Source organism: Roseofilum sp. KMC-1, assembly GCF_057802075.1.
On record NZ_CM173605.1, the window covers coordinates 4,366,660 to 4,381,842 of the forward strand.

Below are 15,183 nucleotides of genomic sequence, written 5' to 3' on the forward strand. Positions count from 1 at the left end.
TTGTGGTTGTCTTGCCCTCTATTGAGTCTCGAATTATGCGTCAATTCCTCAAATATACGTTTGCCAGTATCCTCGGAACGTTGATCGGTGTGGTGTTGTTGGGTGTTCTGGGGATGGGGGGATTTATTGTGTTGCTGGCGAGCTTGGCGGCAAAAGATACAACTCCCCAGGTGAAGGATCGATCGGTTTTGGTGTTGGATTTGGGGTTGCGAATTAATGATACGGAACCGAGTTCAACGACGACAACGGCGATTAATGAGGCGCTTTCGGGGACAACGAAACAGACGATTACGCTGCGGCAATTTCTGGATACGGTGGAGGGTGCGATCGCCGATGAGCGGATTGTGGGCTTATATTTGCAAGGGACAGATACAGAAGTAGGAGTTGGTTGGAGCAATTTACGGGAAATTCGGGCGGCGCTGAAACGGTTTCGGGAAGCAGGAAAACCCATTATTGCCTACGATTTGAGTTGGACTAAAAAGGAGTATTATTTGGCTTCGGTGGCTAACCGGGTGATCGTTCATCCGATGGGGAATCTGGAGTTAAATGGGTTAAGTTCGGAGGTGATGTTTTTAGGGGGAGCGCTGCAAAAGTATGGGGTTGGGGTTCAGGTGATCCGAGCAGGAAAATATAAATCGGCGGTAGAACCGTTTATTTCAACCCAGTTATCCCCAGAAAATCGCCAGCAAATCCAGGCGCTGCTTGATACGATTTGGGCGGATTTTCGAGAACAGATTAGTGGCGATCGCCCGATCGATGCGGCCCAAATTCAGGCCCTTTCCAATAGGAGTGGGATATTATTTGCTAATGATGCCCAAGAGAATGGTTTTGTGGATGAGATTTGGTTTGAGGATCAGGTGATTGAGGATCTGAAAACGTTAACGGAGAGTAAGGAAGACGCGGAAAGTTTTCGGAAAATTAGTTTCCCCACCTATGCGAGTGTTCCCAGGGAAATTGAGGGGGCAGTCGATCGCACGTCGGAGCAAAAAGTGGCTTTGGTGTATGCGGAAGGCTCGATTGTTGATGGTCAAGGACGGGTGGGAGAAAATGAGATTGGAGGCGATCGCTATGCGTCCATTTTGCGAGATTTGCGTTTAGATGATCGGGTGAAAGCGATCGTTTTACGGATTAATAGTCCGGGAGGCAGTGCCACTGCTTCCGAAGTGATTCGGCGGGAATTAGAGTTAATCCGAGCCGCGAATAAGCCGGTGATTATCTCCATGGGCAATTATGCCGCTTCTGGGGGCTATTGGATTGCCACAGCCAGCGATCGTATTTTAGCAGAACCCAGTACCATTACTGGTTCCATCGGCGTGTTTGGAATTTTACCCAATCTTCAACAAATCGCCAATCAAAATGGCATTACTTGGGATGTGGTGAAAACCGGAGCCTATGCCGATTTGGGCAGCAGCGCCCGCCCTCGCTCTCCGGCTGAATTGAGTTTATATCAACGCAATGTCAATCAAATTTATCAGCAATTTCTGCAAAAAGTAGCCCAATCCCGTAATTTAACGGTAGAACAAGTCAATCAAATCGCCCAAGGTCGCGTCTGGTCAGGCAAAGATGCAAAAGGGATTAACTTAGTGGATGAATTGGGAGGGTTGCAACAGGCGATCGCCCAAGCCGCAGAAAAGGCCCAATTAGGAGAAGATTGGCAGCTAGAAGAATATCCCCAAACCCGCAGTTTAGAAGAGAGATTAATTGAGCAATTAATTGGCATTCGCCATACTCCAGAAGCTTCAGATTGGCTGATGGAGGAAGTGCAGAAATTTAAAGCTGAAGTAGATGATTTAATAACCCTGAACGATCCTTTAGGGATGTATACTCGAATGCCCTTTTATTTGGAAATTGAGTGATTCATCAGCACTTCGTGTGGTATCGCTCCATCTGAGTTAACCTCATCAAGCCCAAAAGCCACCAAGGAACACAAAAACTGACTTACGGATTACCACCTGAAGCGCTATAAATATGACGATTCATTTGTACTGATTCGCTTAAATCCACCATTGGTAAAGGGTAATCTACACCCATCTGAACGCCAAAGCGTTTTTGCTCCACAGCTAACAACTTCCAAGGTTGATGAATTTTAGTCGGAGGAACTTTAGCTAATTCCGGTAACCAATGCTTGACATATTGTCCTTTTGGGTCATAATCTTGGGATTGTTTAGCAATATTAAAGTAGCGAAAGCCACGGCGATCGTTCCCTACTCCCGCCACATAATTCCAGTTTCCCCAATTACTACAGGGATCGTAATCAATTAAACAAGATTCAAACCATTCTGCCCCCATGCGCCAATCCATCCCTAAATTTTTCGTCAGAAAACTAGCCACATTTTGCCGACCTCGATTAGACATAAATCCAGTAGCCGCTAATTCTCTCATATTGGCATCGACTAAAGGAAATCCCGTATTTCCCTGTTGCCAGCGTTCAAATTGCTGCCAATCTTGTTTCCAAGGAAAGGACAATCCTTGCAGTCCAGAAGCATCAAATATTTTATTTCCATGTTTGGCACAGATGAAGCGAAAATAATCGCGCCAGAGGAGTTCAAAAATGAGCCAATAAGTGGACTCATTTTTGATCCGTTCTGATTCATATTTTTGAACTTCTTGATAAATGAAACGGGGGGAGAGACAACCGAAAGTTAACCAAGGTGAAAACTTAGATGAACCATCTGCCCCTAACATTTGATTGCGAGTTTGTTTATAATGTTGTAAATGATTTCCCTGCCAAATATAATCTTCTATCCGTTGTAGTCCTGCTTTTTCTCCACCCCTGAAAAATAAAACGGCTCGCGGATCGGATCGGGGGTGTTCGAGTCCCCATTCTTTTAGGGTGGGTAATGGTCCTGGATCGAGATTGGGTAAGGTGGGAAGTCTATTGGGAGTGGGAAAAGTAGCGCGAACTGGAGAGCGTTTTTCGATGGCTTGACGATAGGGGGTAAATACTTCGGGAAGGTCGGCGATCGCCCAAGGTAAATCTTCCACATGATACAATGTAGACCCCCAAAAACCATGGATGCTAATCTGATGCTGGCTTAAGGCTTGGCGAAGTTTGGTTTCAACTAACTTTTCTTCAGCAGTCACTTCTTGATGATAGTAGACAGCACTGGCGTTTAGAGTTATGGCTAACTCAGCAATCACTTTTTCCGGTAACCCCTGACGGATCATCAAATCGCTGCCTAGATCTCTTAAGGTTTGGCGCAGGTTACTGACGCTTTCCAGGAGAAATTGAGCGCGAAAAACACCCATCTTGGGAAAGCCAAAATGGGTGTTATCTAACCAACGAGAGTCAAAACAATATACTGGAATGACTACAGCGCCAGTTTTCAGGGCTTGGTTTAGGGGTTCATGATCGTGCGATCGCAGATCGTTACGATACCAAAGAAGGATCGGTTTTTGGCTCATCAGTCTACTGCCTAGGGGATGGATCGGTTGATTGAGCAGGCTTTTCTTCAGTTTGCCATAAAAGGAGCAAGGCTTGATTAAAATGAAAGGCAGTATCGTGATGGAATGTTTCTACCCTATGCTCGATTTTCTCAATTCCTGGTTGGGTCGTCCTTCAGAACAGATTAAGGCGAAAGTTGAAATTTACACTTGGCAAACTTGCCCCTTCTGTATCCGAGCCAAATTATTACTATGGCGCAAAGGGGTTTCTTATACCGAATACAAAATTGATGGTGATGAAGTGGCTCGAAGCCAGATGGCAGAACGGGCTAAAGGACGGCGATCGGTTCCCCAAATTTTTATTAACGATCGCCACATCGGAGGTTGTGATGATTTATATGCTCTAGAGCAACAAGGACAACTCAATCCCCTACTCACCCAATAACCCGACTCAAACCCCATGTCCTCCTTAACCCATCCCCTCTATCAACATCATCGCCATTGGATGACTCGCGCTCTTGAGTTAGCCCAAAGCGCAGGGGAAGCAGGAGAAATCCCTGTGGGGGCAGTCATTACCGATCGCCAAGGACAATTACTCGCAGAAGGCACAAACCACAAAGAAAAAGATCGCGATCCCACAGCCCATGCTGAGATCCGGGCAATTCGTGCAGCCTGCGATCGCCTCAACTCCTGGCACTTAGAAGGCTGCACTCTCTATGTCACCCTTGAACCTTGCCCCATGTGCGCCGGAGCCATTATCCATGCTCGTTTACAGCAGCTCGTTTATGGAATCGATGACCCCAAAACCGGAGCCATTCGCACCGTTTTAAATCTGCCCGATAGCGCTGCTTCTAACCACCATCTTCAAGTATTATCAGGAATTCTGGAATCCCCCTGTCGCCAACAGTTACAATCCTGGTTTGCTCAACGAAGATCGCTGTAGTGGGGGAATGGAGGAATGGGGCTATATTCCTGACATTCGATTAAGCCGAATTTTCGACCTTTTGGAAAAAATCTTCTAACAAAACCCTAATTTCTTCGATCGCAAACTCATCTAATAGCTGAGACGTATAACTTACAAAAGAGTAATAATCCGCATGGAGTTGACCTAAGCGCTTCACCTCATTTTCCATATCTTCAATATCACCGATTCTTGCCGATCGATAGAGATTTTGTAGCTCTGATTTTGGCGGAAACTTCATCGGCACTACATGACTATTTTTCGATTGATCCAGAGGATAATCCAGATGATCTAAATCCCGATCGTCTGCATAGACCCAAGTGAGATTCAAATGTTTTTTCAAACTAGCCAGTAAAACTTCTGTATCAATCGGTTTTGGAATAAAATCATCACAATCAATCTGCGGTCTATATTCCGAATCCAAACCCGGAATACTGGCACTAGAGATAATAATCGGAACTTGTTTTAAATCCTCCAAATGTCGGATAACTTGAGTCAATTCCAAGCCATCCATCACCGGCATAAACATATCAGTAATAATTAAATCCGGTGTCACTTTTTCCGCTTCCTTGAGTCCTTCCTTACCATCGGTTGCTTCCATCACCCGAAATCCTAAAGACTTGAGCAAATTAACGATTAAAGAGCGATGCTCCCAACGGTCATCAATCACTAAAATTGTTTGCTGTTCTCCCAGATATCCAGCAATGCTATTTTCCAAAACAGGCAAGGGTGAAGATAGGGCTTCTTCACCTAATAAACACTGAATTTCAAAGAAAAAGCAACTCCCTTGATTAGGAACACTAGAAACATTTAGCGCACCTCCCATTAGTTTAACAATATTTTGACTAATCGCTAATCCCAAACCTGTACCTTCAGACATGCGTGCTTTCTCCCCAACTTGCTCAAAGGGGGAAAATATTTTCTCTAGTTGTTCTGGGGTAATTCCAATTCCTGTATCTTTCACCTCAAAATGAATTTTAGTATAGGTTTTATCAGATCTAGATATCCAATCTACAAAATCAACCTTAAAAGTAATTTCTCCAGCATCTGTGAACTTAATCGCATTACCAATCAAATTAATTAAAACTTGCCGTAAGCGTTTTTGATCCACAATAATCGTTTTCGGTAACCGAGGATCGTAAATACTTCTAAATCCTAACCCTTTTTGATGCGCTTTGATTTTACAAATTGAACTTACCCCATCCAGAAAATAGCTCAAATTTAAAGGTTCGTCATACAACTCTATTTTTCTCGATTCAATTTTAGCCATATCGAGAATATCATTAATTAGAGTGAGTAAATGGGAACCACACTCATGAATAACTTCTACCCCTTTGCGGTCTTCTGCTTCCAAAGTTTTAGAGCGTTTTAAAATCTGAGTATAGCCGAGGATACCATTCAAGGGTGTGCGAAGTTCATGACTCATGCTAGACAAAAATTCAGTTTTGGCTTGGTTGGCACTATCAGCCGCTTGTTTGGCTTTTTGCAGAGCAATTTCAATTTCTTTGCGGTCACTAATATTTTGTAATGTCCCTTTAAGTTTAACCCCTCGATCGGGTTCTTGAAAGGGTTGACCAATTAAACGAACCCAAATTAAATCCCCCGAATGACGCATTAAAGGCAGTTCTAAATCAAATTCAGCTAAGTTATGCGTCGCCTCATTCATGGCTGTTTGTAAGTGTTCTCTATACTCCCCCTCAAAAAAGGATAACATGCCCTCCAAAGTCGGGACATAATCTGCTTCAAGTTCATGAATATAATACACTTCTTGAGTCCAAACTAACTCTTGAGTCTGAGAATCAAATTCCCATCCTCCTAATTGACCAATTTTTTGGGTTTCGTTAAGCAGGGATTCACTTTTGCGAATCGCTACTGTTTGTTCTGCGACTTGTTGTTCTAAATTATGGACTAAGGCTTGCAGTTGAGTCGCCATTTGATTAAACCCTTCTGCTAATTCTCCTAATTCATCTTCCGATTCTATGGGTAAACGATGGTCAAGAGAACCTTGTTTAATCTGATTAACACCTTGGGTGAGTTGGATTATTTTTTGCGTAATTGTTTTTTGAAATAATCGGGCAATGATGGCTATAAACAATAACCCAAACAGGGCCGATAAAATTAAGATTAAATATATTAAGTAGCTGGCTTTTTCTACTCGTTCTTCTGCCTTAATGACTTCTTTATTACTCAAGGCAATGAGGTCATTAGAAATTCGATCGATGTTTTTAGCCTGCAAGTCAAAATCGCGGAATCGAGATTGAATTGAAGCATCGACTATTAATATTTGTTCGGCTGTTTTTTTATAGGATTCTAGAATATTGAATAGTTTTGTCTTTTCTTCCGGTTTAAAAGTCGAGTCTTCTACTATTTTTTTCTCTAATTCAAGTAAGATGTTAAAGGCTGACTGCATATGGGGACGCTGGCGAGTAATCAAATACTCTTTTTCTGCCAGACGTAAGGCTTGATATTGTTCCCGCCATTGGAGATCTAGGGATTGAATGGCTTTTTTTCCTTCACTCCCCCAATTATCTAATTGGTCTTTGAGTCCATTCTTTTCTTGGGCTAGTTGTGTCACTAATTCAACAGCTTCAATAAAGGTCGTTTCATAGCGTTCGGCTGAAGAGACAAACAAACTCAAATCTACATTGGTTTTTTTTAAGGAATCACTGACTTGGGGTTGTTCAATGATTTGTTTAAACTCAGTGGTTAAGCGAACCACTTCATTAATATTATCCACCGCTTCTTGGGCATAAGTTTCTTTAGCTTGGCTAAAGCCGATTTCTGGATAACGCAAGAAAAAATCCCGTTGATGGGTACGAGCTTCCTGTAGATTTCGATCCATCTCTAGAACTAATCGCTGAAGCTCTACGCTGATAGAAATGTCTTTTTCGGCTTGACCTTGAACAATTTTCAAGGCAATATAACTATTGATAGAAACAAAGATAATTAATCCAAACAATCCCCCAAAGCCTGTGGAGAACTTAGTGGTAATACTTAATCGATTCCACCAGTGTTGGAGTTTTCTAAGTTGAGCGACGATCGCCGGTATCATATCATATTCGGACGGAAACGATGAATGGTAACAGAATCAACAGTGCATTTTAGGGATTTGGTTGATGGAGATAGACTCGATTGGCATTCAACCCCTCTAAACCAGCAGCCGGATCGTTGAATTGCAGGATGCTAAAGTGACCAGAGGCACAATCCCCAAATTGATTACAACTCAAAGATCCTGTAACTCCGGGGAAATTAGAGGTATTGTACAAAGCATCTCGCAGGGCTTGACGGCCAATTTGCAGTGTACCATTGGGCGATCGCACCGCTACAGCAGAAATCGCCTCTAAAACTATATTAGCTGCATCATAGGCAAAACTATAATAAGGATGCTCTGGAGGCTGACCATATTCAGCTTCATAGGCCTGTTCGATTTGAGCCAAAGCGTCCTGATTCGGCCAAGCAAAGCTGACAAAATATAACCCTACTCCATCTTCACCGATCACCGTCAACACCGGATCGCTTTGCAGAGAATCTCCAGTCATTAAACTTAAGTTTGATAAATCCGGCATCTGCCTTAATTGGCGCAGCAGTTCCGTCGCTTCTGCGGGAAAAAGGGACATAAATAAAATCTGACTCTGTGATGCAGCAATTGACCTTAAAATTGGCTTCATATTGCGATCGCCCTTATTCACTGCTCCACTTAAAACCACCTTTCCCCCCAATTGCTTAAATGCCTGCTCAAAAGATTGACTTAATCCCTGGGTAAAGGCATCTCCATCATTCAAAGTGGCGGCTGTTTTCACCCCCAACTGTTCAATCGCAAATTGAGCCGCCACTTCTCCCACTTTAGCCCCATTATAGGTCGTGCGAAAATACCCCACATACCAATCACTGGCAGCTTTAGAACCCACCGCAGTTAAGGAAGGCGCGGTATTAGTCGCAGAGACCATCACCCGTCCCGCTTCCGAAAGAATTTGACTCGCTTGGGTGGCTGCATTAGAACAGGTTGTGCCCCATACAGCAATAATCTGGGGATTAGCTGCCAATTTCAGAGCGCCATTGGCTCCTCCTTCCTCACTGCAAAGTTCATCTTCGGTCTGCAACACTAGGGGATGGCCCAAGATTTGAGTATCCCGTTGTTTGATAACCAACTTAATACTGTTTAACTGGGTTGTGCCCACTGGGGACATACTGCCACTTAAGCTTTGCAGCACCCCTAGCTCAATGGGTTCATCGGGTAGAATCGTCACACATCCTAAACGATCCCTGCATTCAGGAAGTCTCGATCCACAAGCCGATAATCCTAGGATACCCAAGAGCATCAACAGATAAGTAATTGTCCACTTATTTTTCAGTATCATGTCTAAAGACTACCTGCTATCTCTTTTCTAAGATGGCACTCCCTTGATTATTCTTGCCAATTTTTTATGATGCCCGATCCCTTTGCGTCGTCTTCGTCTCCTCTCTCCCCTAGTCCCCAAGGGAAGCCCCGCCATTCCCTAGAAAAACCGCCCTCAACTTTACCTCCTTCAGAGTTTAATCCGGAGCGTTGGCAGACTAAACCCCCGCCATCGGGGGATTGGGTGATGGTGGTGGCGATCGCCGTTATGTTTGTGGGATTATCGCTTCATAATCTCTGGATCGGCTTTTCTGGCGCTGGCGTTGCTTTTGCGATCGCTCTACGGTTAGTTTGGCCCACATTAGCTTGGACGCTCAAAGATCTTACCCCTAGACAGCGATCGCAGCTCATCGGATTTATCGGTTTATTTGTTTCCCTAGCTGGACTCCTCAACTATTTAGGACTCTATCGCGCCATTGGCAACTGGCTCAATCAAGTTAAATGGGATGAATTTGGCTCTTGGGCCGAATGGGTAGGCGCTGTCGGACAAATCATGATCGCCATTTTAGCCGTTTATATTTCCTGGCGACAATATGTAATTTCCAAAGACTTAACCATTCAGCAAAATACCATCACCCAACAACAAACCATTGATGCCTTTTTTCAAGGCATTTCTGAATTAGCATTAGATGATGAAGGCATGTTAGAAGATTGGCCCCAAGAGCGCTGTTTTGCCGAAGGTCGAACTGCCGCCATTCTCAGCAGTGTTAATGCCGCCGGAAAAGCCAAAGTTATTCGCTTTTTATCCCAATCCAATCTCCTCACTCCCCTACGCCGGGATTATCATTTAGGACGACCGATTTTTGATGGTCGAGGGGGCTATCAAGAAGACCGTCTTCATGGGATTCGGGTGATTAATTTAGGCGTGATGTTAGCTGGAGCCAATTTAGTCAGTACAGACCTGAGATGGGCAGATTTAAGTGAGGCGTATTTAGTCCGCACCGATTTAAGCAATGCTGATTTAACCAAGGCTAACTTATCGCGGGCCGTGCTGTATCAAGCCAATTTAGAGGGTGCTGACTTAAAAGGGGCAAGGTTCTTTTATGGATCGGCCGAAACGGCTACCCCCCGCGATCGCCAACATACCCCCAATTACAAAACCGGAGAATTCACCGGTGCAGTTGTAGAAAATGCTGATTTTTCCCAAGTCAAAGAACTCTCAGAAGAACAGCGCCATTATTGCTGTTCTTGGTGCGGCGAAGCCTCCCGCAAAACTATTCCTGGGGGGTGTGAGGGCATTGCCAATTTATTAGGCCGGTGACCGTCGATCTGTGGCGATCGCCTTTTTTCAAAAGCTTCTGTAAAATAAAGGTACTATGGAGTCTAGTCAAAAACAACCCTTATGTTTAGCGTAACTTTAACCGATACCGGACAAATCACTCTTCCTCCAGAAATCCGAGATCGTCTCAACCTCGTCAGTGGCAGTAAAATTAGTTTTGTCATTGATGAAGAAGGTCAAGTCAAACTTCTTCCCCTTAATGTTCGAGGGGAAGAACTCTCAGGAATGTTATACCGACCAGGAATGAAAAAAACAACCCTCGAAGAAATGGATAGGGCAATTGCTGAGGGAGCGAATGATTGGACTTGACACCAATATCTTGGTTCGCTACCTGACCAAAGATGATGAAAAACAGTGGCAACAAGCAGTTGAAGTCATTGGGCAAAACAAGCCTTGCTTTATTACCCATATCGTTCTTTGTGAATTGGTTTGGGTTTTGAAGGGAAAAAACTATGGGTTGAGTACGGATGATATTGTCCATGCTCTAGAAGCCATGTTACACAGTGCAGATTTTGAATTTGAAAGCCGTTCCACCATTGCACAAGCAATACAACGTTATAAACAAGGAAAAGCAGATTTTGCAGATTACTTAATTGGTGCGATCGCTCATCAAGCAGGTTGTACAGAAACCGTGAGTTTCGATCGCAAGCTGACTAGCGAAAAAGGATTTCGTTATCTAGAGTAGCAAACGCAAAAATTTTGAGAAATCAACTGGGCATCCTGTGATTCAATCCCCCCATTCCCCTGTCTCCCTATCCCCCCATCTCCCGTGGGAGAAAGGGCTGGGGGATGAGAGCAACTAACCTGGAGGCCAAGCCAGAGCGCGTCCTCCGAGAATGTGGAGATGGAGATGATCGACGGTTTGCCCTCCATCTTCTCCTGTATTAATCACCACTCGATACCCATTACTCAGTCCTGCTTGCTCCGCTACTCGTTTAACTGTGAGTAATAAATGACCCATTAACGCATGATCTGGGGATTGGGCATCGGCTAATTTGGCGATCGGCTTTTTAGGAATCACCAGAATATGAACCGGAGCTTGGGGAGAAATATCATTAAATGCCAGACAAAGGTTATCTTCATAGACAATATCTGCTGGAATTTCCTTGCGGATAATCTTACTAAAAATGGTTTCGCTCATAGTATCGAAGGGCGATAAGTTGAATTGCTCTCATCATACAGCACCCAGAAACCGGGTTAAACTCTTACTTATTACTCATTACTCATTACTGAATAGCCCAAAGCAGTGTAAACGATGACTGTCACACCCTATAAATGGGCGATCGCCCCTTATCACCACGCCATCCGCGCCGGGATATTCAACGACCAAAATCTGGAACTGATACGCGGAGAACTGATCGTTATGCCACCAGAGGGAGAACCCCACGCCTACTACAACAGCGAAGTTGGCGACTATCTGCGGAGTCTATTGGGTAACCGGGTCAAAATCCGTGAAGCGCACCCCATCACCCTCAGCAATAACTCAGAACCCGTTCCCGCTCTGGCTATTGTTCAACCTCTGGGACGAGTCTACCTAGAACACCATCCCTATCCTGGGGATGTCTTTTGGATTATCGAATTTGCCAACACCACCCTGACTCAAGATACAACCACTAAAAAACAACTCTACGCTGAATCAGGAATACCGGAATACTGGGTTGTCAATCTCCAAGATCGTCAACTCCAGGTTTACACCCAGCCCCAAAATGGGGACTATGCTAAAGAAACCATTCTAACCACCGGAACCCTATCCCCCACTGCTTTTCAGGATGTCGAGATTCAAGTCCAACGGCTCCTTAATGCTTAGGCGTAGTCTAGAAACCGGGTTTCTCGCGCATCTTCTCTTTTATGTCCTCAACCTGGGCAGAAACCCAGTTTCTTCTCCCCCCGCGTTAATCCAGATTGTATAATTAAACCTAAACGCTCATCCCATAGATTCACCATGGTTGCCTTGTCTCCAGAACTGAAAACCCGACTCTCTTCTCCCCTGAAAATTGGCACAGTCGAAGTCAATTCTAGGGTATTACAATCGCCCCTATCGGGGGTGACAGATTTGGTCTTTCGTCGCTTGGTGCGTCGTTATGCTCCCAGTTCCATGATGTATACGGAAATGGTGAATGCTACGGGATTACACTATGTACGGGAGTTGCCAAAATTGATGGAGGTAGACCCCAACGAGCGCCCCATTAGTATTCAACTCTTTGACTGTCGCCCGGATTTCTTGGCGGCAGCAGCCCAAATGGCGGTAGATGAAGGAGCCGATACGGTGGATATTAACATGGGCTGTCCGGTCAATAAGATCACTAAAAATGGGGGCGGCTCGTCCTTGTTGCGGGAACCGGAAGTGGCAGAGGCGATTGTGCGGGAAGTTACCGCAGCCGTTGAGGTTCCGGTGACGGTGAAAACCCGGATTGGCTGGTCAAATCAGGAAATTAATATCCTGGAGTTTGCCCAACGGATGCAGGATGCGGGGGCAAAAATGCTGACACTCCATGGTCGGACTCGCGCTCAGGGGTATAATGGGCCGGCCCGTTGGGAATGGATTACGAAGGTAAAGGAGATTTTGTCGATTCCGGTGATTGCTAATGGGGATATTTTCTCGGTGGAAGCTGCGGTACGCTGTTTGCAGGAAACGAAAGCGGATGGGGTGATGTGTTCGCGGGGGACGTTGGGGTATCCGTTTTTGGTGGGAGAAATTGATTATTTTTTGAAGACGGGAGAAAAATTACCGCAACCAACGGCGATCGAGCGCTTAGAATGTGCCAAGGAGCATTTACGGGCCTTGTACGAGTATAAGGGCGATCGCGGCATTCGTCAGGCTCGCAAACATATGACTTGGTACGCTAAAGAGTTCTATGGTGCGGGAGAATTACGCGGTAAGTTGGCCCGGATAGAATCGGTGGAAGACGGGGTAACCTTATTAGAGGGGGCGATCGCCAAACTGATGGCATTAGACCTCGATCCCGCAACCGTACCCCTGGGCTAGTTTTCTCCAGTTTCCGGGAGATCGGCCGCAGTTGTATGTATCCTCAAGAATGGCATTTAGACAGGAATCTGGTTATGAGAGCGCTAAAAATGGTGGCTTTAGTCGGAGGAGTGGCGATCGCCACTATAGCAGGAGCAATGGTCGCCACCAACCCCAAATCCCCCAGCTATGAAGAATTTGCCTCCCAACAGTTAGTCGAATATCTCCAAGAAAACGTTTGTGACAAAGCCAACCAAACCCTCGGCAACATCCTGCAACAATCTTGTGATAGCTTCCTACAAGAGGCTCGACCCCAACTACAAAATATCATTGCCCAACGCACCGAGCGCCAAGACTATATACTATTCAGTATCTATCAAACTAACCTTTCAATTGCCGCCTTTCTGCCTGCCTACGAATTTGAAACCCTAGGAGTTTTTTCCAATTTCCATATCTTGAAGGCAGAAGAAACATCAACCCCATAAAGTAACCTTCCTGGCCAGGATACCCCCATGAGTTACTGTGTTAACCCCGACTGTAAATCCCCCAAAAATCCCGATAACGCTAAATTTTGCTCTAGTTGCGGTACATCCTTGTATCTCCGACAACGCTATCGGCCAGTTGCCCAACTCGGTCAAGGGGGATTTGGTAAAACCTTTATTGCCATCGATGAAGATATTCCCTCCCAACCTCTACGAGTCGTCAAACAACTCTACCTCAAAGGCTTTAGCGATCAAGTCGTTCATAAAGCCCAACGATTATTTCGCCAAGAAGCCGTTCGCCTCGATGAGCTAGGAAAACACGATCAAATTCCCAATTTACTCGCCCATTTTGAGCAAGATCGACAGCTCTATTTAGTGCAAGAATTTGTCGATGGCCCCACCCTAGCTCAGGAACTGCAACAAAAAGGCGCATATGAACCCGAAGAAATTGAACAACTCTTACGAAATCTATTACCTGTTTTGCAGTTTGTTCACGAAAATCATGTCATTCATCGGGATATTAAACCCCAAAACATCATTCGCCGTAAACGGGATAACTTACCCGTACTAATTGATTTTGGAGTATCAAAATGGGTTTCCCAAACCACCCTAAACCAAACCGGAACCATCGTTGGTAGTGCCGAATATATGCCCTTAGAACAGTTGCGAGGAAAGGTTTTTCCCGCCAGTGATTTATATAGTTTAGGAGCCACTTGTCTACATTTATTAACCGGACTACCTCCTTTAGAACTCTATGATATTGCCACTGAAAAATGGGTATGGCGTGATTATTTACTACCAGAAAAACGAGTGAATTTATATTTAGCCGAAACCCTCGATCGCATGGTCGCTCGGAACTTAAGTCAGCGTTTTCAATCGGTCTCCGAGGTATTGTCTGTACTATCAGTTACTCCGGGTTCCCTCACAGCCATAGCTGCACCGAAAGCCAAACCCCCAACCCCTCCCCGATCAAAACCCGTTACCCCTCGTCCCGCTTCCAGTCGGACAGCTCTAAGTAACCAGCCGACAGAAATCTCCACAAAAATCTCTAGCAAAGCCTTAAACCCCCTTCATGTGGTCAAAACTTGGGTCTTTGGCTCCTCTGAACTCCCCGTAGAATTAAATTCTGCTACTGGTGTGAATTATAGGAAACTGCAAAGCTTTCTACAACTGAAACGCTGGAAAGCAGCCGATGAGGAAACTTGGAACTGTCTCCATCAAGCTGCCGGTAAACCCCTGAGCCGCTTTTTAGCTCCCCGCGATCTGGCTCAAATTCCTTGTGAAGATTTGCAGACGGTGGATCGCCTGTGGCTGGCAACGAGTGAGGGACGCTTTGGCTTGACCCTTCAGGTTCAAGTCTATCAACAGTCCGCAGAAAACTATTTTCAGTTCTGCCAAACCGTAAAATGGCCCTTACGACCCAGTGGTAATACGGAGGACTATATTAAGTACAAAAGTGATGCGGTTGTCGCCCATCTGCCCTCCCCGGTTCGCTTCAAAGGCTCGGATTGGTCAAAGCATGTGGAGGCGATCGTTTCTAAGTGTATCAGTTGTGGCTTAGTTTAGAGTCTTGATTATCCCTAGGAGAAAGGCAGTTTCTATTCTGCTTCTAATTAAAAATTAAACCTTAAAAATGCTCGGCTCTGTGTCAAGGGTAACTTAGGATGAGGGTATCGATTGACGAGGTTATCCGATACATGATTATGGGTCTGAATA

The 15,183-nt window shown here is 45.0% G+C and carries 14 protein-coding genes; 10 read left to right on the forward strand and 4 right to left on the reverse strand.

What is annotated here, in order from left to right:
• The first annotated feature begins 35 nt into the window (after window positions 1-35).
• Window positions 36-1,856: a signal peptide peptidase SppA gene (gene sppA, locus AC3FZD_RS20100; RefSeq protein WP_488737723.1), complete on the forward strand. Its 1,821-nt coding sequence runs from the start codon at window positions 36-38 to the stop codon at window positions 1,854-1,856.
• Window positions 1,857-1,938: 82 nt separating this feature from the next.
• Here sppA and AC3FZD_RS20105 read toward each other — a convergent pair whose 3' ends face one another.
• Window positions 1,939-3,405 (reverse strand): DASH family cryptochrome, encoded by a 1,467-nt coding sequence (locus AC3FZD_RS20105; RefSeq protein ID WP_488737724.1) that lies wholly within the window; start codon window positions 3,403-3,405, stop codon window positions 1,939-1,941.
• Window positions 3,406-3,523: 118 nt separating this feature from the next.
• Here AC3FZD_RS20105 and grxC point away from each other — a divergent pair, with 118 nt between their 5' ends.
• Entirely contained in the window at window positions 3,524-3,829 is a 306-nt protein-coding gene (gene grxC, locus AC3FZD_RS20110; RefSeq protein ID WP_488740398.1) for a glutaredoxin 3, read from the forward strand.
• 15 nt (window positions 3,830-3,844) lie between these two features.
• A complete protein-coding gene (tadA, locus tag AC3FZD_RS20115; RefSeq protein WP_488737725.1) occupies window positions 3,845-4,327 on the forward strand; it encodes a tRNA adenosine(34) deaminase TadA in 483 nt (160 codons plus the stop codon).
• A gap of 40 nt (window positions 4,328-4,367) precedes the next feature.
• Here the strand turns inward: tadA and AC3FZD_RS20120 are convergent, their stop codons facing one another.
• Together AC3FZD_RS20120 and AC3FZD_RS20125 are read right to left on the reverse strand one after the other, a co-directional pair.
• A complete protein-coding gene (locus AC3FZD_RS20120; protein ID WP_488737726.1) occupies window positions 4,368-7,397 on the reverse strand; it encodes an ATP-binding protein in 3,030 nt (1,009 codons plus the stop codon).
• Between the two features lie 49 nt (window positions 7,398-7,446).
• Window positions 7,447-8,703, reverse strand: coding sequence for a branched-chain amino acid ABC transporter substrate-binding protein (locus AC3FZD_RS20125; protein ID WP_488737727.1), 1,257 nt, complete (start codon window positions 8,701-8,703; stop codon window positions 7,447-7,449).
• A gap of 66 nt (window positions 8,704-8,769) precedes the next feature.
• Here AC3FZD_RS20125 and AC3FZD_RS20130 point away from each other — a divergent pair, with 66 nt between their 5' ends.
• From AC3FZD_RS20130 to AC3FZD_RS20140, 3 genes are all read left to right on the forward strand, one after another.
• Window positions 8,770-10,002 (forward strand): pentapeptide repeat-containing protein, encoded by a 1,233-nt coding sequence (locus AC3FZD_RS20130; protein WP_488737728.1) that lies wholly within the window; start codon window positions 8,770-8,772, stop codon window positions 10,000-10,002.
• 81 nt (window positions 10,003-10,083) lie between these two features.
• Window positions 10,084-10,329 (forward strand): AbrB/MazE/SpoVT family DNA-binding domain-containing protein, encoded by a 246-nt coding sequence (locus AC3FZD_RS20135; RefSeq protein ID WP_488737729.1) that lies wholly within the window; start codon window positions 10,084-10,086, stop codon window positions 10,327-10,329.
• A complete protein-coding gene (locus AC3FZD_RS20140; RefSeq protein WP_488737730.1) occupies window positions 10,316-10,705 on the forward strand; it encodes a type II toxin-antitoxin system VapC family toxin in 390 nt (129 codons plus the stop codon). The genes AC3FZD_RS20135 and AC3FZD_RS20140 overlap by 14 nt, the downstream gene beginning before the upstream one ends.
• 114 nt (window positions 10,706-10,819) lie before the next feature.
• On the opposite strand, the gene AC3FZD_RS20145 is transcribed toward AC3FZD_RS20140, so the two are convergent.
• Window positions 10,820-11,161, reverse strand: a complete 342-nt coding sequence (locus tag AC3FZD_RS20145; protein WP_488737731.1) for a histidine triad nucleotide-binding protein — start codon at window positions 11,159-11,161, stop codon at window positions 10,820-10,822.
• Between the two features lie 114 nt (window positions 11,162-11,275).
• Between AC3FZD_RS20145 and AC3FZD_RS20150 the strand changes: the two genes are divergently transcribed.
• The 4 genes from AC3FZD_RS20150 to AC3FZD_RS20165 all read left to right on the forward strand — a co-directional run bounded on the left by AC3FZD_RS20150 (window position 11,276) and on the right by AC3FZD_RS20165 (window position 15,033).
• A complete protein-coding gene (locus AC3FZD_RS20150) occupies window positions 11,276-11,827 on the forward strand; it encodes a Uma2 family endonuclease (protein WP_488737732.1) in 552 nt (183 codons plus the stop codon).
• Between the two features lie 135 nt (window positions 11,828-11,962).
• A complete protein-coding gene (gene dusB, locus AC3FZD_RS20155) occupies window positions 11,963-13,006 on the forward strand; it encodes a tRNA dihydrouridine synthase DusB (protein WP_488737733.1) in 1,044 nt (347 codons plus the stop codon).
• Window positions 13,007-13,080: 74 nt separating this feature from the next.
• The gene (locus AC3FZD_RS20160) at window positions 13,081-13,470 is read left to right on the forward strand and encodes a DUF4359 domain-containing protein (protein ID WP_488737734.1); all 390 of its coding nucleotides are present in this window, start codon (window positions 13,081-13,083) and stop codon (window positions 13,468-13,470) included.
• A gap of 27 nt (window positions 13,471-13,497) precedes the next feature.
• On the forward strand, window positions 13,498-15,033 hold the full coding sequence (locus AC3FZD_RS20165) for a protein kinase domain-containing protein (protein WP_488737735.1): 1,536 nt from the start codon (window positions 13,498-13,500) through the stop codon (window positions 15,031-15,033).
• Window positions 15,034-15,183 lie beyond the last annotated feature (150 nt).

Coding starts and splice junctions, on each gene's coding strand:
- sppA (WP_488737723.1), top strand. CDS start 36: ATGCGTCAATTCCTCAAATATACGTTTGCCAGTATCCTCGGAACGTTG.
- AC3FZD_RS20105 (WP_488737724.1), bottom strand. CDS start 3,405: ATGAGCCAAAAACCGATCCTTCTTTGGTATCGTAACGATCTGCGATCG.
- grxC (WP_488740398.1), top strand. CDS start 3,524: ATGCTCGATTTTCTCAATTCCTGGTTGGGTCGTCCTTCAGAACAGATT.
- tadA (WP_488737725.1), top strand. CDS start 3,845: ATGTCCTCCTTAACCCATCCCCTCTATCAACATCATCGCCATTGGATG.
- AC3FZD_RS20120 (WP_488737726.1), bottom strand. CDS start 7,397: ATGATACCGGCGATCGTCGCTCAACTTAGAAAACTCCAACACTGGTGG.
- AC3FZD_RS20125 (WP_488737727.1), bottom strand. CDS start 8,703: ATGATACTGAAAAATAAGTGGACAATTACTTATCTGTTGATGCTCTTG.
- AC3FZD_RS20130 (WP_488737728.1), top strand. CDS start 8,770: ATGATGCCCGATCCCTTTGCGTCGTCTTCGTCTCCTCTCTCCCCTAGT.
- AC3FZD_RS20135 (WP_488737729.1), top strand. CDS start 10,084: ATGTTTAGCGTAACTTTAACCGATACCGGACAAATCACTCTTCCTCCA.
- AC3FZD_RS20140 (WP_488737730.1), top strand. CDS start 10,316: ATGATTGGACTTGACACCAATATCTTGGTTCGCTACCTGACCAAAGAT.
- AC3FZD_RS20145 (WP_488737731.1), bottom strand. CDS start 11,161: ATGAGCGAAACCATTTTTAGTAAGATTATCCGCAAGGAAATTCCAGCA.
- AC3FZD_RS20150 (WP_488737732.1), top strand. CDS start 11,276: ATGACTGTCACACCCTATAAATGGGCGATCGCCCCTTATCACCACGCC.
- dusB (WP_488737733.1), top strand. CDS start 11,963: ATGGTTGCCTTGTCTCCAGAACTGAAAACCCGACTCTCTTCTCCCCTG.
- AC3FZD_RS20160 (WP_488737734.1), top strand. CDS start 13,081: ATGAGAGCGCTAAAAATGGTGGCTTTAGTCGGAGGAGTGGCGATCGCC.
- AC3FZD_RS20165 (WP_488737735.1), top strand. CDS start 13,498: ATGAGTTACTGTGTTAACCCCGACTGTAAATCCCCCAAAAATCCCGAT.